At 56.0% G+C, this 19,880-nt stretch carries 20 protein-coding genes; 9 read left to right on the top strand and 11 right to left on the bottom strand.

Annotation, left to right across the window (positions count from 1 at the left end; translation table 11 throughout):
• Positions 1-68: 68 nt before the first annotated feature.
• From lpxM to znuA, 3 genes are all read right to left on the bottom strand, one after another.
• Positions 69-1,046, bottom strand: coding sequence for a lauroyl-Kdo(2)-lipid IV(A) myristoyltransferase (gene lpxM / locus V6940_RS02565; RefSeq protein WP_333494710.1), 978 nt, complete (start codon positions 1,044-1,046; stop codon positions 69-71).
• A gap of 130 nt (positions 1,047-1,176) precedes the next feature.
• On the bottom strand, positions 1,177-2,499 hold the full coding sequence (mepM, locus tag V6940_RS02560; protein WP_333494709.1) for a murein DD-endopeptidase MepM: 1,323 nt from the start codon (positions 2,497-2,499) through the stop codon (positions 1,177-1,179).
• A gap of 12 nt (positions 2,500-2,511) precedes the next feature.
• A complete protein-coding gene (gene znuA, locus V6940_RS02555; RefSeq protein ID WP_333494708.1) occupies positions 2,512-3,471 on the bottom strand; it encodes a zinc ABC transporter substrate-binding protein ZnuA in 960 nt (319 codons plus the stop codon).
• A gap of 77 nt (positions 3,472-3,548) precedes the next feature.
• Between znuA and znuC the strand changes: the two genes are divergently transcribed.
• Both znuC and znuB read left to right on the top strand, forming a co-directional pair.
• Positions 3,549-4,304 (top strand): zinc ABC transporter ATP-binding protein ZnuC, encoded by a 756-nt coding sequence (gene znuC, locus V6940_RS02550; protein WP_185667579.1) that lies wholly within the window; start codon positions 3,549-3,551, stop codon positions 4,302-4,304.
• The gene (gene znuB / locus V6940_RS02545; protein WP_185667578.1) at positions 4,301-5,086 is read left to right on the top strand and encodes a zinc ABC transporter permease subunit ZnuB; all 786 of its coding nucleotides are present in this window, start codon (positions 4,301-4,303) and stop codon (positions 5,084-5,086) included. The genes znuC and znuB overlap by 4 nt, the downstream gene beginning before the upstream one ends.
• Positions 5,087-5,158: 72 nt before the next feature.
• On the opposite strand, the gene ruvB is transcribed toward znuB, so the two are convergent.
• The 6 genes from ruvB to aspS all read right to left on the bottom strand — a co-directional run bounded on the left by ruvB (position 5,159) and on the right by aspS (position 10,431).
• Complete coding sequence (gene ruvB, locus V6940_RS02540) at positions 5,159-6,169, bottom strand: Holliday junction branch migration DNA helicase RuvB (RefSeq protein WP_185667577.1); 1,011 nt, start codon at positions 6,167-6,169, stop codon at positions 5,159-5,161.
• 8 nt (positions 6,170-6,177) lie between these two features.
• Positions 6,178-6,789 carry a Holliday junction branch migration protein RuvA gene (gene ruvA / locus V6940_RS02535; RefSeq protein ID WP_035891707.1) on the bottom strand — a complete coding sequence of 204 codons (612 nt, stop codon included), beginning with the start codon at positions 6,787-6,789 and terminating at the stop codon, positions 6,178-6,180.
• A gap of 81 nt (positions 6,790-6,870) precedes the next feature.
• Positions 6,871-7,392: a crossover junction endodeoxyribonuclease RuvC gene (ruvC, locus tag V6940_RS02530; protein WP_061284686.1), complete on the bottom strand. Its 522-nt coding sequence runs from the start codon at positions 7,390-7,392 to the stop codon at positions 6,871-6,873.
• Positions 7,393-7,426: 34 nt separating this feature from the next.
• Positions 7,427-8,170 (bottom strand): YebC/PmpR family DNA-binding transcriptional regulator, encoded by a 744-nt coding sequence (locus V6940_RS02525; protein WP_185667574.1) that lies wholly within the window; start codon positions 8,168-8,170, stop codon positions 7,427-7,429.
• Between the two features lie 28 nt (positions 8,171-8,198).
• The gene (gene nudB / locus V6940_RS02520; protein ID WP_185667573.1) at positions 8,199-8,642 is read right to left on the bottom strand and encodes a dihydroneopterin triphosphate diphosphatase; all 444 of its coding nucleotides are present in this window, start codon (positions 8,640-8,642) and stop codon (positions 8,199-8,201) included.
• 1 nt (position 8,643) lies between these two features.
• Positions 8,644-10,431 (bottom strand): aspartate--tRNA ligase, encoded by a 1,788-nt coding sequence (gene aspS, locus V6940_RS02515; protein ID WP_333494707.1) that lies wholly within the window; start codon positions 10,429-10,431, stop codon positions 8,644-8,646.
• A gap of 267 nt (positions 10,432-10,698) precedes the next feature.
• On the opposite strand from aspS, the gene V6940_RS02510 reads away from it, so the two are divergent.
• Genes V6940_RS02510 through cmoB form a run of 5 tightly spaced genes read left to right on the top strand, consistent with a single transcriptional unit; the run spans position 10,699 to position 14,275 of the window.
• Positions 10,699-11,265, top strand: coding sequence for a hydrolase (locus V6940_RS02510; protein ID WP_220438788.1), 567 nt, complete (start codon positions 10,699-10,701; stop codon positions 11,263-11,265).
• A complete protein-coding gene (locus V6940_RS02505; RefSeq protein ID WP_333494706.1) occupies positions 11,262-12,080 on the top strand; it encodes a DUF72 domain-containing protein in 819 nt (272 codons plus the stop codon). The genes V6940_RS02510 and V6940_RS02505 overlap by 4 nt, the downstream gene beginning before the upstream one ends.
• A gap of 51 nt (positions 12,081-12,131) precedes the next feature.
• A complete protein-coding gene (locus V6940_RS02500) occupies positions 12,132-12,527 on the top strand; it encodes an MAPEG family protein (RefSeq protein ID WP_185667569.1) in 396 nt (131 codons plus the stop codon).
• Between the two features lie 39 nt (positions 12,528-12,566).
• On the top strand, positions 12,567-13,310 hold the full coding sequence (cmoA, locus tag V6940_RS02495) for a carboxy-S-adenosyl-L-methionine synthase CmoA (protein WP_333494705.1): 744 nt from the start codon (positions 12,567-12,569) through the stop codon (positions 13,308-13,310).
• Positions 13,307-14,275: a tRNA 5-methoxyuridine(34)/uridine 5-oxyacetic acid(34) synthase CmoB gene (gene cmoB, locus V6940_RS02490; RefSeq protein ID WP_333494704.1), complete on the top strand. Its 969-nt coding sequence runs from the start codon at positions 13,307-13,309 to the stop codon at positions 14,273-14,275. The genes cmoA and cmoB overlap by 4 nt, the downstream gene beginning before the upstream one ends.
• Before the next feature lie 152 nt (positions 14,276-14,427).
• Here the strand turns inward: cmoB and cutC are convergent, their stop codons facing one another.
• Together cutC and V6940_RS02480 are read right to left on the bottom strand one after the other, a co-directional pair.
• Entirely contained in the window at positions 14,428-15,168 is a 741-nt protein-coding gene (cutC, locus tag V6940_RS02485) for a copper homeostasis protein CutC (RefSeq protein WP_333494703.1), read from the bottom strand.
• Positions 15,169-15,241: 73 nt separating this feature from the next.
• Complete coding sequence (locus V6940_RS02480) at positions 15,242-15,808, bottom strand: VOC family protein (RefSeq protein WP_333494702.1); 567 nt, start codon at positions 15,806-15,808, stop codon at positions 15,242-15,244.
• A gap of 231 nt (positions 15,809-16,039) precedes the next feature.
• On the opposite strand from V6940_RS02480, the gene argS reads away from it, so the two are divergent.
• Together argS and mrdA are read left to right on the top strand one after the other, a co-directional pair.
• The gene (gene argS / locus V6940_RS02475; RefSeq protein WP_333494701.1) at positions 16,040-17,773 is read left to right on the top strand and encodes an arginine--tRNA ligase; all 1,734 of its coding nucleotides are present in this window, start codon (positions 16,040-16,042) and stop codon (positions 17,771-17,773) included.
• A 218-nt stretch (positions 17,774-17,991) separates the two neighbouring features.
• Complete coding sequence (mrdA, locus tag V6940_RS02470; protein ID WP_333494700.1) at positions 17,992-19,863, top strand: penicillin-binding protein 2; 1,872 nt, start codon at positions 17,992-17,994, stop codon at positions 19,861-19,863.
• Positions 19,864-19,880: the final 17 nt, after the last annotated feature.

Here is a 19,880-nt window from a genome sequence, read left to right as displayed (position 1 = left end):
CCGGACAATGTCCGGTTTTTTTTTTGCCGTCGTAGCCCGGCGTCGTTTCATTCGGCCGGGCTACGGGACTATTTCTTTTTCTTTGGGTAGAGCTCTTTGCGCTGATACGGCTCGGTTTCACCCGGCTTACGCGTTTTCAGCAGCTTCAGGATCCACGTGTACTGCTCGGTATGTGGCCCAACGAAAATCTCCACCTCTTCGTTCATGCGGCGCGCGATGGTGTTGTCGTCAGCTTCCAGCAGGTCATCCATCGGTGGCCGCACCAGAATGGTCAGGCGATGTGTTTTGCCATCATAAACCGGGAACAGCGGCACCACGCGCGCACGGCACACCTTCATCAGGCGGCCAATCGCTGGCAACGTCGCTTTATAGGTGGCAAAGAAGTCCACGAATTCGCTGTGCTCCGGGCCATGATCCTGATCCGGCAGATAGTAGCCCCAGTAGCCCTGACGGACCGACTGAATAAACGGTTTGATACCGTCGTTACGAGCGTGGAGACGGCCACCAAAGCGACGACGAACGGTGTTCCAGACGTAGTCAAAGACCTTGTTGCCCTGGTTATGGAACATCGCCGCCATTTTCTGCCCCTGGGACGCCATCACCATCGCCGGGATATCAACGCCCCAGCCGTGCGGCACCAGGAAGATGACGTTTTCGCCGTTGGCTCGCATCTCATCGATAATCTCCTGCCCCTGCCAGTCGAGACGCGGCAGAATTTTTTCCGACCCTTTCAGCGCCAGTTCAGCCATCATGACCATCGCCTGCGGCGCGGTGGCAAACATCTCATCAATAATGGCTTCGCGCTCGGCTTCGCTTTTTTCCGGGAAGCAGTACAGCAGATTGATCTGCGCGCGACGGCGCGCGCTGCGGCCAAATTTCCCCGCCAGGCGACCGAGTTTACCCAGAATAGGGTCGCGGATTTTTGCCGGCACGTAAGCAACTCCCGCAAACGCCAGCACGCCTAACCAGGCACCCCAGTACTGGGGGTGGCGGAAAGATTTCTCAAACTCGGGAATGTATTCACTGTTATTTTTTTTCGTTTCCATGCCTATTCCAGGGTCGAATCATCGGGTCATGTGGATAATCAGATAGTGTAGCGAGGCCAGGTGCTTCGCACAAAAGAAAAAGCCGGTGCTGTATAGGCACCGGCTCTGAACGGATACTTCTTAGGCGAAATTAGTCGAAACGCAGCTGCGGCAGAACGTCTTTCACCTGCGCCAGGTAATCGGTACGATCCGAACCGGTCAGCCCTTCGGTACGCGGCAGTTTCGCCGTCAGCGGGTTCACCGCTTGCTGGTTAATCCACACTTCATAGTGCAGGTGCGGGCCAGTAGAGCGACCGGTATTACCGGAAAGCGCAATACGGTCACCGCGTTTCACCTTCTGACCTGGTTTCACCAACAGCTTACGCAAGTGCATGTAGCGAGTGGTGTAGGTGCGACCATGACGTACGGCAACATAGTAACCCGCCGCACCGCTGCGCTTCGCCACCACCACTTCACCGTCACCGACGGCCAGCACTGGCGTACCCTGCGGCATCGCAAAGTCCACGCCACGGTGCGGCGCTACGCGACCGGTTACCGGGTTCAAACGGCGTGGGTTAAAGTTCGACGACACGCGGAACTGACGTGCAGTAGGGAAGCGCAGGAAGCCCTTCGCCAACCCTGTACCGTTACGGTCGTAGAACTTACCGTCCTCAGCGCGGATTGCGTAGTAGTCTTTGCCATCGGAGCGTAAACGCACGCCCAGCAGTTGGCTCTGTTCGCGCTTGCCGTTGAGCATTTCGCGCGACATCAGCACTGAGAACTCGTCGCCTTTTTTCAGCTTACGGAAGTCCATCTGCCACTGCATCGATTTAATCACCGCGCTCACTTCCGCACTGGTTAAACCGGCGTTGACGGCGCTGGTCACGAAGCTTCCGCCGACGGTGCCTTTGACCAGGCTATTAACCCAATCACCCTTCTGCAACTCGCTGCTCATTTTGAAGCCGTTAGCAACGCGGTCGTAGGTACGGGTTTCGCGGCGCGACATCTCCCAGGTCAAACGCTGTAAATCACCGTCGTCGTTCAGCGTCCAGGAGAGCTGCTGCCCCACTTTCATGTTTTTCAGGTCTTTATCAACCGAGGCAAGCTGGCTGATGTTCCCCATATCGATGCCGTACTGATTCAGAATGCTGCTCAGGGTATCGCCCGTGGATACCACATATTCATGCACGCCCGTTTCGTTGTCGGCTTTATCGTCCAGCTCATCCTGAGGGATGGCTTCGTCTTCCTGTGCAGACTGGTCAATCGGTTCGCTAGCCTCTGGCAGAAGCGAGCGAATCTCTTTTTTCTCCAGCTCAATCGTTCGGACGACGGGGGATGAAGAGGTTGGATGGTAAACGTAAGGCCGCCAGACAGCGACGGCCAGTGTTAAAACGGTAAGTGACCCCAGCATAACGCGGTGGGGCCGCGGCAAATTGTTAAATGCCAGAGCGACAGAGCGGGCTATCTGCTGCACGTATTCACTTCCTTACTTATCTCCTTTCAGGCAGCTCGCATACTGGGTCGCCAGTTGAGTAAGAAACGCCGGATAGCTCTCTTTGCTCAGCTGTATATTCGTGCCAAGAGGATCGAGCGTTCCCATGCGAACGCTGGTTCCCCGCGCAACAGATTCAACGACAGCGGGCCTGAATTGTGGCTCAGCAAAAACGCAGGTCGCTTTTTGCTCAACCAACTGTGTTCTTATTTGATGTAAACGCTGCGCACCGGGTTGAATTTCGGGGTTGACGGTGAAGTGCCCAAGCGGCGTCAAACCGTAGTGTTTTTCGTAATAGCCATAGGCATCATGAAAAACGAAATACCCCTTTCCTTTCACCGGTGCCAGCTCGCTCGCCACCTGCTTATCGGTTGCGGCCAGATTGGCCTCAAAATCCTTCAGGTTGGCATCGAGCCGGGCTCGACTCTGGGGCATAAGTTCCACTAATTTGTCATGGATTGCAACCGCCGACAGCCGCGCTATCTCTGGGGAGAGCCACAGATGCATGTTGTACTCGCCATGATGGTGATGCACGTCACCTTTTTCGCCGTGAGCATGGTCATGATCGTCTCCATCACCACCATCATGGTCGTCGTCGTCGGCCCCTTTCATGAGTAACGGTTTCACCCCGTCAAGCTGGGCGATAGTGACTTTTTTGTTGTCGGGAATGCTTTGCGATGACTTGTCCATAAATGCTTCCATCTCTGGACCAATCCATACGACTAAGTCCGCGTTCTGTAAGCGTTTTGCATCAGATGGGCGCAGTGAATAATCATGTTCAGACGCACCGTCAGGCAGTAAAACCTGCGTCTCTGTTACACCGTCTGCAATGGCTGAAGCAATAAAGCCTAGCGGCTTGAGTGATGCCACGACGGCAGCATCAGCATGCTGTGCTGTCGTTCCCCAAAGTGCAGCGGATAAAGCTGCGAAAAGAAGCGTATTTTTCTGTAACATAATGCGTCTATTAATCGAAATGGATAAGTGATGTGTGATATTATAACATTCACTATCTTGTGCAACCCCTAATTGCTATGACGAATCTTGTATCACTGGAAAATGTCTCCGTCACTTTCGGCCAACGCCGGGTGCTCTCCGACATCTCATTGAATCTCAAGCCAGGCCGCATTCTGACGCTGCTTGGTCCGAACGGCGCGGGCAAATCAACGCTGGTACGCGTGGTGCTCGGCCTCGTAGCACCTAGCGATGGCGTTGTCATTCGCGATAAACATTTGCGCATCGGCTATGTGCCGCAAAAGTTACACCTCGACGCCACCTTGCCGCTAACCGTCAAGCGTTTTTTACGCCTGCATCCGGCAACGCGAAAAGAAGATATCCTTCCGGCGCTCAAACGCGTACAGGCAGGGCATCTACAGGATGCCCCCATGCAGAAGCTTTCAGGTGGGGAAACCCAGCGCGTGCTGCTGGCACGTGCGCTACTGAATAAGCCACAGCTGCTAGTGCTGGATGAACCGACTCAGGGCGTGGACGTTAACGGTCAGGTTGCCCTTTACGATCTGATTAACCAGCTGCGCCAGGAGCTCGACTGCGCGGTGCTGATGGTGTCGCACGACCTGCATCTGGTGATGGCGAAGACCGACGACGTGCTGTGTCTGAATCATCATATTTGCTGCTCGGGCACGCCGGACGTGGTGTCGATGCACCCTGAGTTTATCTCGATGTTCGGCCCGCGCGGCGCAGAACAGCTGGGGATTTACCGCCATCAGCATAATCATCGCCATGATTTACAGGGCCGTATTGTTTTACGTCGGGGAAATGGGCAGTCATGATTGAAATTTTACTTCCCGGCTGGCTTGCCGGAATGATGCTGGCGTGTGCTGCCGGCCCGCTGGGCTCGTTTGTGGTCTGGCGACGAATGTCCTACTTTGGCGATACGCTGGCTCATGCCTCATTGCTTGGCGTCGCCTTTGGCCTGTTACTGAACGTGAACCCGTTCTATGCGGTTATTGCCGTGACGCTGGTGTTGGCTGGCGGTCTGGTGTGGCTGGAGAAACGCCCTCACCTCGCCGTGGATACCCTGCTAGGCATCATGGCGCACAGCGCATTGTCGCTAGGTCTGGTGGTGGTCAGCCTGATGTCGAATATTCGCGTCGATCTGATGGCCTATCTGTTCGGCGACCTGCTGGCCGTTACGCCGCAGGATCTTATCTCTATCGCGCTGGGCGTTGTGGTGGTGCTGGCGATTCTGTTCTGGCAGTGGCGCAATTTACTGTCGATGACCATCAGCCCGGACCTGGCGTTTGTCGACGGCGTGAAGCTACAGCGGGTGAAACTGCTGCTGATGCTGGTTACCGCGCTGACCATTGGCGTAGCGATGAAGTTTGTCGGTGCGCTGATTATCACGTCACTGCTGATTATCCCTGCGGCTACGGCGCGTCGTTTCGCCCGTACCCCGGAGCAGATGGCGGGAGTCGCCGTTGGCGTGGGAATGATTGCCGTCACCGGCGGGTTAACCTTCTCGGCGTTCTATGACACCCCGGCTGGGCCATCCGTGGTGCTGTGTGCGGCGCTGCTGTTTATTCTGAGTATGTCGAAGAAAGCGGCGGTCTGATTTCCCCGGTGGCGCTGCGCTTACCGGGCCTACAGAATCGTGTAGGCCCGGTAAGCGCAGCGCCATCAGGTACTAAGGCATTTCCGGTGGCGTAATACCAAAGTGGTTCCACGCACGGCTCGTCGCCATACGCCCACGAGGAGTACGCTGTAAGAACCCCTGCTGAATCAGGTACGGCTCCAGTACGTCTTCAATGGTTTCCCGCTCTTCCCCGATTGCCGCCGCCAGGTTATCCAACCCAACCGGCCCACCGAAGAATTTGTCGATCACTGCCAGCAGCAGCTTACGGTCCATATAGTCAAAGCCTTCTGCATCAACGTTAAGCATATCCAGCGCCTGCGCGGCGATATCCGCCGAAATGGTGCCGTCATGCTTCACTTCTGCGAAGTCACGTACGCGACGCAGCAGTCGGTTGGCAATACGCGGAGTACCGCGCGCGCGACGGGCTACTTCCAGCGCGCCATCATCGCTCATTTCCAGCCCCATAAAGCGCGCGCTGCGCCCCACGATATGCTGCAAATCAGGCACCTGATAAAACTCGAGGCGCTGCACAATACCGAAGCGATCACGCAATGGCGAGGTCAGCGAGCCTGCACGCGTAGTGGCGCCAATCAGGGTAAACGGCGGCAGGTCAATTTTAATCGACCGCGCGGCCGGGCCTTCCCCAATCATGATATCGAGCTGGTAATCTTCCATTGCCGGATAGAGCACCTCTTCCACCACCGGCGAAAGACGATGAATTTCATCGATAAACAGCACGTCATGGGGTTCAAGGTTGGTCAGCATTGCCGCCAGATCGCCCGCTTTTTCCAGCACAGGACCGGACGTGGTACGCAGGTTTACGCCCATTTCATTGGCAACAATATTCGCCAGCGTGGTTTTCCCCAACCCCGGTGGGCCGAAGATTAGCAGGTGGTCAAGCGCGTCGCCGCGCAGCTTCGCCGCCTGGATAAAGATCTCCATCTGCGAGCGAACATGCGGCTGACCGATATACTCGGCCAGTAACTTAGGGCGGATGGCGCGATCCGCCACCTCTTCCGCCATGCTACTGCCTGACGAAATCAGGCGGTCTGCTTCAATCATCCTCTACCTCATAGCGCCGCGCGGAGCGCTTCGCGGATCAATGTTTCACTGCTGGCATCCGAACGGGCAACCTTGCTCACCATTCGGCTGGCTTCCTGAGGTTTATAGCCCAGCGCCACCAGCGCAGCAACTGCTTCCTGCTCCGCGTCGTCGGCGCTTGGGCCTGCTGGAGAGGTGAGTACCAGATCCGCAGCAGGCGTAAAGAGATCGCCATGCAGGCCTTTAAAGCGGTCTTTCATTTCGACAATCAGGCGCTCAGCCGTTTTCTTGCCGATGCCCGGCAGCTTAACCAGCGCGCCAAGCTCTTCGCGCTCGACCGCGTTGACGAACTGCTGCGCCGACATCCCTGAGAGGATTGCCAGCGCCAGCTTCGGCCCAACGCCGTTGGTCTTAATCAGCTCTTTAAACAGCGTCCGTTCCTGCTTGTTATTGAATCCGTAAAGCAGCTGTGCGTCTTCACGTACGACGAAGTGGGTGAAGACAATGGCTTCCTGCCCGGCTTCCGGCAGCTCGTAAAAACAGGTCATCGGCATATGCACTTCATAGCCTACGCCGCCCGTCTCCAGAAGGACCAGCGGGGGTTGTTTTTCGAGAATGATGCCTCTGAGTCTGCCTATCACGTGACGCTCCTGCGTTAAGGGCTAAAAGAGTAATGTACTATCATAAAAAAAGGCTGGATATTTATCCAGCCTGATTTGTGATTATCGTAATCGCCCACGCGCTAAGTTCAGCCGGGTGTCGCTCATTTGCATGGCGTTCTGGCTGACGTGGCAGTGGGTAATGGCGATAGCCAGCGCATCGGCGGCATCGGCCTGAGGGTTGGCGGGAAGCTTTAACAACGTGCGCACCATATGCTGAACCTGGCTTTTTTCCGCACTACCGATACCCACGACGGTCTGTTTGACCTGACGGGCAGCGTACTCAAAGACCGGGAGATCCTGATTGGTAGCAGCAACGATGGCCACTCCGCGCGCCTGCCCCAGCTTAAGCGCCGAGTCGGCGTTTTTCGCCATAAAGACCTGCTCGATAGCGAAATAATCCGGCTGGAACTGGGTGATAATCTCCGTCACGCCGGCATAAATCAGCTTCAGACGCGACGGAAGATCGTCAACCTTGGTGCGGATACATCCGCTGCCAAGGTAGGTCAGCTGTCGGCCAACCTGGCGAATGACACCATAACCGGTGATGCGCGACCCCGGGTCAATGCCGAGAATAATTGACATCACGCACCTCCTGTTAGGTTACGGTACAGCCACCTCATTCTAAGGTCGCTGCGACCTCGTCAGAGATTTCGCCGTTGTGGTAGACTTCCTGAACGTCGTCACAGTCTTCCAGCATGTCGATGAGACGCATCAGTTTTGGTGCGGTTTCCGCATCCATGTCCGCTTTGGTGGACGGGATCATCGACACTTCTGCCGCGTCAGCCTTCAGGCCAGCCGCTTCCAGCGCATCACGTACTTTACCCATCTCTTCCCACGCGGTGTAGACGTCAATCGCGCCGTCGTCGAAGGTCACAACGTCTTCCGCACCAGCTTCCAGCGCGGCTTCCATAATGGTGTCTTCGTCACCCTGCTCAAAGGAAATAATCCCTTTTTTGCTGAACAGATAAGAAACGGAGCCGTCGGTACCCAGGTTACCACCGGTTTTGCTGAATGCGTGACGCACTTCAGCAACGGTGCGGTTACGGTTGTCGGACAGACATTCAATCATTACCGCGGTGCCGCCAGGACCGTAGCCTTCATAGATGATGGTTTCCATGTTGGAATCTTCATCACCGCCCACACCGCGCGCGATAGCACGGTTCAGCGTGTCACGCGTCATGTTGTTGGCCAGGGCTTTATCTACCGCAGCACGCAGACGCGGGTTCGCATCTGGATCGCCGCCGCCCAGTTTGGCCGCCGTCACCAGTTCACGAATGATCTTGGTGAAGATTTTGCCGCGCTTAGCATCCTGCGCCGCTTTACGATGTCTGGTGTTGGCCCATTTACTATGACCTGCCATAAAAATATCTCCAAAAAACTATGCCCTTTCAGGCAGCGTTAATGACAAATTCTTCAATCGCCTGCCGGTTACTCCACGACTTGGTGAGTGCCGCCGCGGCGGGCGCATCGAGCCACTGGTAGGTCAGGTGCTCGGTGAATACAACGTCCCGCTCGTGGGGCAGCGCAAGACAGAACCAGGATTCTGTATTGCGCACAACGCCCGGCGCATAGCGATGGCGTAAATGTTGAAAAATTTCAAACTCCACCGTGCGTTGACAGTCTTTCAAGGTCAGTTGCTCAGACACAACATCAATAGTGACCTCTTCCTTTACTTCACGCATGGCGGCTTGCGACGCGGTTTCCCCCTCTTCCACGCTGCCGGTTACCGACTGCCAGAAATCAGGGTCATCGCGTCGCTGCAGCATCAGCACCCGTTTGCTGTCCTGGGCATAAATCACCACCAGAATAGAGACGGGGCGCTTGAATGGCATGTTACTTGTTCTCCGCAGACTCTTTTGGCTCTTTCGCCACAACCTGAATACCCAGTTCGCCCAGAGAAGCTGGATTCGCGAAGCTTGGCGCTTCGGTCATCAGACACGCTGCTGCGGTGGTTTTCGGGAAGGCGATAACGTCACGGATGTTATCGGTGCCGGTCAGCAGCATGGTCAGACGGTCAAGACCGAAGGCCAGGCCCGCGTGTGGCGGCGTACCGTATTTCAGCGCGTCCAGCAGGAAGCCAAACTTCTCGCGCTGCTCTTGTTCATTGATGCCGAGGATGCCGAACACGGTCTGCTGCATGTCGCCACGGTGAATACGCACGGAACCGCCGCCCACTTCGTAGCCGTTGATAACCATGTCGTAGGCGTTCGCTACCGCGTCTTCCGGAGCCGCTTTCAGCTCTTCGGCGGTCATGTCTTTCGGCGAGGTGAACGGGTGGTGCATTGCGGTCAGGCCGCCTTCACCATCTTCTTCAAACATTGGGAAGTCGATCACCCACAGCGGCGCCCACATGTTTTCGTCAGTCAGGTTCAGATCTTTACCCAGCTTCAGACGCAGTGCGCCCAGCGCATCGGCAACCACTTTCTTGTTGTCGGCACCGAAGAAGATCATGTCGCCGTCCTGCGCGCCGGTGCGCTCAAGGATAGCTTCAACGATCTCTGGGGTCAGGAATTTCGCCACTGGGCTGTTGATGCCTTCCATGCCTTTCGCACGTTCGGTCACTTTGATATAAGCCAGGCCTTTCGCGCCATAGATCTTCACAAAGTTGCCGTACTCATCAATCAGCTTACGGGTCAGTGCAGCACCGCCCGGTACGCGCAGTGCCGCCACGCGGCCTTTCGGATCGTTGGCCGGTCCGGAGAATACCGCAAACTCAACGGACTTCAGCAGGTCAGCAACATCGACCAGCTCCATTGGGTTACGCAGGTCCGGTTTGTCGGAACCATAACGGCGCTCGGCTTCAGCGAAGGTCATGATCGGGAAGTCGCCCAGATCCACACCTTTGATTTCCAGCCACAGCTGACGCACCAGCGCTTCCATCACTTCGCGCACCTGCGGTGCGGTCATGAAGGACGTTTCGACGTCGATCTGGGTGAATTCTGGCTGACGGTCAGCGCGCAGGTCTTCGTCGCGGAAGCATTTAACGATCTGATAGTAGCGGTCGAAGCCGGACATCATCAGCAGCTGTTTGAACAGCTGAGGAGACTGTGGCAGCGCGTAGAACTTACCTTTATGTACGCGAGACGGTACCAGGTAGTCGCGCGCGCCTTCCGGGGTCGCTTTGGTCAGCATCGGGGTTTCGATATCGAGGAAACCGTGATCGTCCATAAAGCGACGTACGAAGCTGGTGATTTTAGCGCGGGTTTTCAGGCGCTGAGCCATTTCCGGACGACGCAGGTCGAGGTAGCGGTACTTCAGACGCGCTTCTTCGGTGTTGACGTGGTTGGAGTCCAGCGGCAGTGATTCTGAACGGTTGATGATGGTCAGATCGGAGGCCAGAACTTCGATAGCACCGGTTGCCATATCCGCGTTGATGTTCTTCTCGTCACGCGCACGAACGGTACCGGTTACCTGAATGCAGAACTCATTACGCAGTTCAGAGGCTAACTTCAAGGCATCCGCACGGTCCGGATCGAAGAACACCTGTACGATGCCTTCACGGTCGCGCATGTCGATAAAAATGAGGCTACCGAGATCACGACGGCGGTTGACCCAACCACACAGAGTCACCTGCTGCCCAACGTGGGACTGTCGAAGCTGTCCGCAATATTCTGTACGCATGAGATATCCCTTAACTTAGCCGTCGGCGGATTGTCGCCTGCCATGCAGGCGTTACTGTCGCAGCTTTAGCTGAATGTCACTACTGGATGAAAAAAGGGGGCTATTATACTGGAAATTCTCGCTCGCGATAAGCCCGGAGCAGCTTATACGACTGTTTGCTGAACGCTTATTGCCTACGCTCACAAAAATTAACAATAATTATCCGTTCAATCACCAGCCGTCGATTGTAAGGTATGCCCCCGACAGCCCGTTTACAGAGGAACCACCATGCTGAATTTAGACGCAAAAAAAACCGCCCTTGTGGTGATTGACCTGCAGGAAGGCATTCTGCCGTTTGCCGGCGGCCCGCATACCGCCACCGACGTTGTCGCCCGTGCCGCCCGTCTCGCCGACAAGTGCCGCGCGGCATCCGCACCCGTCGTGTTGGTTCGCGTAGGTTGGTCAGCAGATTTTGCCGACGCCCTGAAGCAGCCGGTGGATGCGCCCGCACCAGCTAAAGCGCTGCCGGAAAACTGGTGGACCTACCCGGCTGAACTGGGCAAACAGGACAGCGATATTGAAGTCACCAAACGCCAGTGGGGCGCGTTTTACGGCACTGACCTTGAAGTGCAGCTGCGTCGTCGCGGTATCGACACCATTATCCTGTGCGGTATCTCCACCAATATCGGCGTGGAATCTACCGCCCGTAACGCGTGGGAACTGGGCTTTAACCTGGTTATCGCCGAAGACGCCTGCAGCGCGTTCAATAACGATCAGCACCAGAGCAGCCTCTCCTATATCTTCCCGCGCATTGCGCGCGTGCGCAGCACCGATGAGATCCTCGCGGCGCTATGATTTATCTTGGGCTTCCCCAATGGTCGCACCCGAAATGGGTGCGCCTTGGTATCACCAGCCTTGAAGAGTATGCCCGCCACTTTAACTGCGTGGAGGGCAACACCACGCTGTACGCCCTGCCGAAGGCCGACATTGTCGACCGCTGGCTGGCGCAGACCGATGATAATTTTCGATTCTGTTTTAAATTCCCAGCCACCATTTCGCACCAGGCCGCGCTTCGTCATTGCGACGATCTGACCCTTGAGTTTTTCCAGCGGATGTCGCCGCTTGATGGGCGAATTGGGCAATACTGGCTTCAGCTTCCGGCCACCTTTGGCCCTCGTGACCTACCCGCGCTGTGGGCTTTCCTCGACGGGTTACCGAAAATGTTTCACTATGGCGTTGAAGTCCGTCACCCGCAGTTTTTTGATAAGAGCGACAGCGAGCGGCTGCTTAACCGCGGTCTGCATGAACGCGGCGTGAATCGTGTGATCCTCGACAGCCGACCGGTACATGCCGCTATACCGCACAGTGAAGCGGTACGAGAAGCCCAGCGCAAAAAGCCAAAAGTGCCGGTGCATGCGGTGGTGACCGCTGAACAGCCCATGGTGAGATTTATCGGCAGCGATGATATGGCGCAGAACCAGGCCATGTTTGCGCCGTGGCTGGAGAAACTGGCGCAGTGGCAGCATTCCACCACGCCATATCTGTTTTTGCATACCCCGGATATCGCCCAGGCACCAGAGCTGGTGCATTCTCTGTGGGATGCGCTGCATTCCGCCCTTCCTGAACTGGGTTCCGCGCCGTCGATTCCACAACAATCTTCTCTTTTTTGACATTCATACCTATGATAATGAGTAGCCTCTACCAACATAAAGGGAGTTTGTATGGTTAGCGCGCTGTACGCCGTACTCGCGGCGTTGTTGCTGATAAAATTTTCCTTCGACGTCGTGCGCCTGCGCCGGCTTTACCGCGTTGCCTACGGCGATGGTGGCTTTAGCGAGCTGCAAAGCGCCATTCGCATTCATGGCAATGCGGTGGAATACATTCCGATTGGCGTCGCCCTGCTGCTGTTTATGGAAATGAACGGCGCGGAAACCTGGATGGTGCACCTCTGCGGCCTGATGCTGCTCGCCGGGCGGTTGATGCACTACTACGGTTTTCACCATCGACTGTTCCGCTGGCGACGTTCAGGCATGATCGCCACCTATCTTTCGCTGTTGCTAATGGTGCTGGTGAACCTGTGGTATATGCCGTGGGAGTTGGTTTTCTCGCTGCGTTAGCGCACAATACGCCGTTTTTATTTTTCCGGATTTAACCTTATGTCTGACCGCGATACGCTTTTTTCTGCACCGATTGCCCGCCTCGGCGACTGGACCTTCGATGAACGGGTAGCTGAAGTTTTCCCGGATATGATCCAGCGCTCCGTGCCTGGCTACTCGAATATCATCTCAATGATTGGCATGCTGGCCGAGCGCTTTGTACAGCCGGGCACCCAGGTTTACGACCTTGGCTGTTCATTGGGTGCCGCCACCCTTTCCATTCGCCGTAACATTGCCCACGACGACTGTCGTATTATCGCCGTTGATAATTCTCCGGCGATGATTGAACGCTGCCGTCGCCATATCGACGCCTACAAAGCGCCGACCCCGGTGGATGTTATTGAGGGCGATATTCGCGATATCGAGATTCATAACGCCTCTATGGTGGTGCTGAACTTTACGGTCCAGTTCCTTGAGCCCGCAGAGCGCCAGGCATTACTCAACAAAATTTACCAGGGGCTGAACCCCGGCGGTGCGCTGGTGCTGTCAGAGAAGTTCAGTTTCGAAGACGCGACCGTCGGCGAGCTGTTGTTCAACATGCACCACGACTTTAAGCGTGCCAACGGCTACAGCGAACTGGAAATCAGCCAGAAGCGCAGCATGCTGGAAAACGTGATGTTGACCGACTCGGTTGAAGTCCACAAAGCTCGCCTGAGTCAGGCCGGTTTTGAGCATAGCGAGCTGTGGTTCCAGTGCTTTAACTTTGGCTCTTTGGTGGCACTGAAAGCGGGAACCCCGGCATGATCGAGTTTGGCAATTTTTATCAGCAAATCGCAAAAAGCCCGCTGTCCCATTGGCTGGAAACGCTGCCCGCGCAGATTGGCGCCTGGCAGCGCGATCAGCATGGTCTGTTTAAGCAGTGGTCCAACGCCGTTGAATTTCTGCCGGAAATTCAGCCGTGGAAGCTCGACCTGCTGCACAGCGTTACCGCTGAAAGTGAAACGCCGCTAAGCGAAGGTCAGATCAAACGCATCGATACGCTGTTACGTAACCTGATGCCGTGGCGTAAAGGGCCGTTTTCTCTGTACGGCGTGAACATCGATACCGAATGGCGCTCCGACTGGAAATGGGAGCGCGTGTTGCCGCACCTGTCGGATCTGAGCGGACGTACCATTCTCGACGTAGGCTGCGGTAGTGGTTATCACCTGTGGCGCATGATTGGTGCAGGCGCACACATGGCGGTGGGTATCGACCCTACCCATCTGTTCCTGTGCCAGTTTGAAGCAGTGCGTAAGTTGCTGGGTAACGATCAGCGCGCGCACCTGTTGCCGCTGGGCATTGAGCAGCTTCCGGCGCTGAAGGCATTTGATACCGTTTTCTCTATGGGCGTGCTGTACCACCGCCGTTCACCGCTTGAGCATATCTGGCAGTTAAAAGATCAGTTGGTCAGCGATGGCGAGCTGGTGCTGGAAACGCTAGTGGTTGAAGGCGATGAGAACACGGTGCTGGTACCTGGAGACCGCTATGCGCAGATGCGTAACGTCTACTTTATTCCGTCGGCGCTGGCGCTGAAAAACTGGATGGAGAAGTGCGGTTTCGTTGACGTGCGCATTGCCGATATGAGCGTCACCTCAACCGACGAACAGCGTCGCACCGAATGGATGGTTACCGAGTCGCTGGCCGATTTCCTCGATCCAAACGATCCGACCAAAACGATTGAAGGCTATCCGGCACCGCTGCGCGCGGTGTTGATTGCGCGTAAACCGTAACGGTTGTGCCCTTCCCGGCGGCGAGCGAGGAAAGCCAACGCAGTGGCAGGGCGAAATATAACGGCGAAAAAAAGGCCCCTGTTTAATGGGCAGGGGCCTGGTACAAGCAAGCATCATATTGGGCGAATATGACACGCGGTAAAAACTTTTAGCTACACGTGGCGCTCAATGATTTCCCTCATTGCTGCTACCGCCGCGCCATCGACGGTATAGCGAGAATACTCATCAGCTTCAGGATCCGTTGACATTGATAGTCCGGAGTTGCGGTAACGCATTTCGGAGGGCACCCATTGCCCGGCTGAACTGTGCACTTCTTTGACACCGGCTTCGAGGAAAAGAGAAAGGTTGCTCGCTCTTACACCTGCACCTGCCATAATGGTTGGAGTATCCCCCCTGCCAATAAGTTCCCGAATTAATAAAATACCTTTTTCCGCCGATGGCTGCTGCCCGGAGGTGAGAACCCTGGCAATGCCCAATTCCGCAAGTTGTTCAATAGCCTGCTGCGGATTTGCGCACATATCAAAGGCGCGATGGAATGTTACCGCCAGCGGGCCTGCTGCCACCATAATCTGGCGCATGCGGGGAATATCCACCTGCCCGTCAGGATTCAGCACGCCAATCACAAAACCGGGATAGCCCAGCGAGCGAATCTGACGCACATCTTCCAGCATGGTGGCGAACTCACCGTCGGTATAACAGAAATCACCGCCTCGGGGCCGGATAATCGGGTGGACGGGAATTGTCACCCGATGACGCGTGGCTTTCAGCACACCGTATGAAGGTGTCAGTCCGCCCTCAAGCGGCGCCGCACACAGTTCAATGCGATCCGCCCCATTCTGCTGCGCGATAACCGCGCATTCCGTGCTGTAACAGCAGATTTCCAGCAATGCCATATTTCTCTCCGTTTGATTCAGCGAAAGATCATGCCACCGTTCCCGTCTGCAGACCCGGCGTTAGTTCACATTGTTACACTGGCTGCTCACTGGCAACAATTTCTTCAATCGTCCACGGGTGAAATTTCACCGTCACCTTACCGTCGGTGACCGCCATCGTCGGGTTCGGTAGACGTTCACGCTCGCCTTTCGGGGAGCTGGTTTTGACTGAAATACCCGGCTGGCTCAGCCCGTCATCAGACAGCAGCGCCAGCGCGCGGGCGTTCAGCTCTTCCGGCTCGCCCGGCAGAACGATTTCGATATGTTCCCAGCCTTCATGCGGGTAGCGTTTCTCACCCGGCCACGGCAGCTCAACCACCGTAAACTGCCAGTGTTCCACGCAAACCGGCTCCTCAAGCTTAAACAGACAAATCGGTCGACCGTTGATGATATTTTCCGACAGCAGCGTACCGCACTGCTCGAAACCGCGACGCCAGCGTTCGGCAGTAGCGTTCTGGTGGCAGCGCAGCGAGATATGGTCGGCGTTGAGCGGCGCAATATCGAGCCCCAGCCGTTGGGAAAGCGCCGCCAGTGCGTCGGTGAAGCGCGGAAGATCCGCAGCGATATCCTGCAGTTCCGCGATAGTCTGCCAGTTTGCCATTTCAGCCCTACTCTTATTCCATGAAAAGGCTAATCTACCCTGTTGTGGGCCGCGAACCAACCGTTCGGCGTGATGAGCGATTAATCCCTGCTCAGGCAACGTTTTTTCACTATGGCAGAGGGCGGCCCGATGCTGACGGCATCAGGCAAATGCAGTATACTCCCGCCTTAATTTATCCACACCCGGCGCTGGGCCGTGCAGGTTGCAGCGTCTAAAACGTAAGGTATTCCGGTGAATATTCAGGCTCTTCTCTCAGAAAAAGTCAGTCAGGCCATGATTGCGGCAGGCGCGCCTGCCGATTGCGAACCACAGGTTCGCCAGTCAGCAAAAGTACAGTTCGGCGACTATCAGGCTAACGGCATGATGGCAGTGGCCAAAAAACTGGGCATGGCACCACGACAACTGGCAGAGCAGGTACTGTCTCATCTCGATCTGAACGGCATTGCCAATAAAGTCGAGATCGCCGGGCCAGGCTTTATCAATATTTTCCTCGACCCAGCCTTCCTGGCCGAGCACGTTAGTCAGGCGCTGAAAAGCGATCGTCTGGGCATCGCCCAGCCAGAAAAACAGACTATCGTGGTGGATTACTCCGCGCCAAACGTGGCAAAAGAGATGCACGTCGGCCACCTGCGCTCCACCATCATTGGTGACGCTGCCGTCCGTACGCTGGAGCTGATGGGCCATAAAGTGATCCGCGCGAACCACGTTGGCGACTGGGGCACCCAGTTCGGTATGCTGATTGCGTATCTGGAAAAGCAGCAGCAGGAAAACGCCGGTGAGATGGCGCTGGCCGACCTCGAGGGTTTCTACCGCGAAGCAAAAAAACACTACGACGAAGACGAAGCCTTCGCCGAGCGCGCGCGTAGCTACGTCGTGAAGCTGCAGGGCGGCGACGAATACTTCCGTAAAATGTGGCGCCAGCTGGTCGATATCACCATGACCCAGAACCAGCTGACCTACGATCGCCTCAACGTCACCCTGACCCGCGATGACGTGATGGGTGAAAGCCTGTACAACCCAATGCTGCCGGGTATCGTCGCGGACCTGAAAGCCAAAGGTCTGGCGGTGGAGAGCGAAGGCGCGACCGTGGTGTTCCTGGACGAGTTCAAGAACAAAGAAGGTGAGCCTATGGGCGTCATCATCCAGAAAAAGGATGGCGGCTACCTGTACACCACTACCGATATCGCCTGTGCGAAATATCGTTACGAAACCCTGCATGCCGACCGCGTGCTCTACTACATCGACTCCCGTCAGCACCAGCACCTGATGCAGGCGTGGACCATCGTTCGTAAAGCGGGTTACGTGCCGGATTCCGTACCGCTGGAGCACCACATGTTCGGCATGATGCTGGGTAAAGACGGCAAGCCGTTCAAAACCCGTGCTGGCGGTACCGTGAAGCTGGCGGATCTGCTGGACGAAGCGCTGGAACGCGCACGTCGCCTGGTGGCAGAGAAGAATCCGGATATGCCAGCAGATGAGCTGGAAAAACTGGCTAACGTCGTCGGTATCGGCGCGGTGAAATATGCGGATCTCTCCAAAAACCGTACCACCGACTACGTATTCGACTGGGACAACATGCTGGCCTTCGAAGGCAACACTGCGCCGTATATGCAATACGCTTATACCCGCGTGCTGTCCGTGTTCCGTAAAGCGGAGCTGGAAGAGAGCGCTATCATCAATGCCGCAGTGACCATCACTGAAGACCGTGAAGCACAGCTGGCGGCGCGTCTGCTGCAGTTTGAAGAGACGCTGAACGTCGTCGCTCGCGACGGTACGCCGCACGTAATGTGTGCTTACCTGTACGATCTGGCAGGTCTGTTCTCCGGCTTCTACGAGCACTGCCCTATCCTCTCCGCCGAGAACGAAAGCGTGCGTAACAGCCGCCTGAAGCTGGCGCTGTTGACGGCGAAAACCCTGAAGCTGGGTCTGGATACCCTGGGTATCGAAACCGTAGAACGTATGTAATTACTTCGAGTGATGTGAAAAGCCCGCGCATGTCGCGGGCTTTTTTATATCGTGCGTTTCCCGGCGGCGCTCCGCCTGGCCGAGCTATAGGCTAAATCCCCGCAATTTGTTACAAAACACAAGGAATGACACATTTCCCTATAGGGATGGTACATTTTTTGTCTGTCATGCCGGTACCCGCTCCGTATCATTAGGCGGCTTAAACACTGGGTACCGTAATGACTTTTAGAGACTATGAAGCGGAGCGAAAGCTCTTCATGCGCCGCGCGATCGTGGCCTTTGGCTTGGTGGTGGTCTGCTTTGGCATACTGATTTTCAATCTCTACCATCTACAGATTGACGAACACAGCTACTACGCCACACGTTCAGATGCCAACGACATCAAGATGCTGCCGGTCGCACCGACCCGCGGCATTATCTATGACCGTAACGGCATTCCGCTGGTGAAAAACGTCACCTGGTACGATATTTCCGTTACCCCTTATAAAATCGACGATATGAACGCGCTGCTGCGCGAACTGACGCCCATCGTTGACCTGACGCCCGACGACATCGACCAGTTTCATAAAGCGCTCAAGTCCAGCAGCCGCTACCGCCCCGTAGTATTAAAAAACGCCCTCTCCGATGTTGAAATCGCCCGTTTTTCCGTGAATCAGTTCCGCTTTAGCGGCGTGACGATCGACAGCTATGAAGACCGTCAGTATCCGTACGGTGCCGAGCTGGCGCACGTGCTGGGCTACGTGTCGAAAATCAACGATAGCGATCTTAAAACGCTGGATAAAGAAGGCATTGCGGAAAACTACGCCGCCGACCATAACATTGGCAAACAGGGTATTGAGCGCTACTACGAAAACGAACTGCACGGCAAAACCGGCTACCAGGAAGTGGAAGTCGATAACCACGGACGTATCGTTCGTCTGTTAAAGGACGTGCCGCCGGTGGCGGGCAAAGATATTCACCTGACGTTGGATCTGCACCTGCAGGAGTACATTGAAAGCCTGCTGGTTGGCCAGCGCGCCGCGGTGCTGGTAGAAGACCCACACGATGGTTCAGTGCTGGCAATGGTCTCAAACCCCAGCTATGACCCGAACCCGTTTGTGAAAGGGATAAGCTACAAAGATTACAACTCGCTGCTGCAGGATAAGAACCTGCCGCTGATTAACCGCGTCACCCAGGGGCTCTACCCGCCCGCTTCCACGGTGAAGCCCTATATGGCGATGTCGGCGCTGCTCGACGGCGTGATCACTCCGCAAACCAGCTTCTTCGGCGCGCCAACCTGGACGCTGCCGGGGACCCAGCGCCATTATCGCGACTGGAAAAAAACCGGCCACGGTATGCTGGACGTCACCAAAGCGATTGAAGAGTCCGCTGACACCTTCTTCTATCAGGTAGCGTATATGATGGGTATCGACCGCATCAATAATATGCTCAGCCAGTTCGGCTACGGCAAGCCAACCGGGATCGATCTGGACGAAGAGTACACCGGCCTGCTGCCGAGCCGTAGCTGGAAAGAGAAGGTGCACAAGAAAGCCTGGTATCAGGGTGATACGATTTCCGTCGGCATCGGCCAGGGTTACTGGATTGCCACCCCGATTCAGATGGTGAAAGCGATGGTGGCCCTGCTCAACAACGGACGGGTGATCCCGCCGCACCTGCTGAAGGATGAAGAGTCAGGCAAGACGGTTATTCCGTATCAGCAGCCAGCCAATGAACCGCAGATTGCCAGCTCAGCCTCACCATACTGGAATCTGGTGCGCCAGGCGATGTTCGGTATGGCCAACGCGCCAAACGGCACCGGCTATAAGTTTTTCCATACTGCGCCTTACGGTATTGCGGCGAAAAGCGGCACCTCACAGGTGTTCAGCCTGAAAGAGAACCAAACCTATAACGCGAAAATGATCCCAACGCGCCTGCGCGACCATATCTTCTATACCGCCTTTGCACCGTATAAAAATCCGAAGGTTGCGGTTGCGCTGGTGCTGGAAAACGGGGGAAGTGATGGTGTGGTCGCGGCACCGGTGATGCGCCAGATCCTCGACCATCTGTTTGTCCCCCAGGACGACGCGCAGCTGCCGTCGCCCCAGGGGTAAGTTGACGTGAGCGTCGG

The organism is Kluyvera sp. CHPC 1.251 (assembly GCF_036759945.1).
GTDB lineage: Bacteria > Pseudomonadota > Gammaproteobacteria > Enterobacterales > Enterobacteriaceae > Kluyvera > Kluyvera sichuanensis.
The sequence above is the reverse complement of the archived record's forward strand: the minus strand, read 5'-3'. Positions and strand labels throughout refer to the sequence as shown.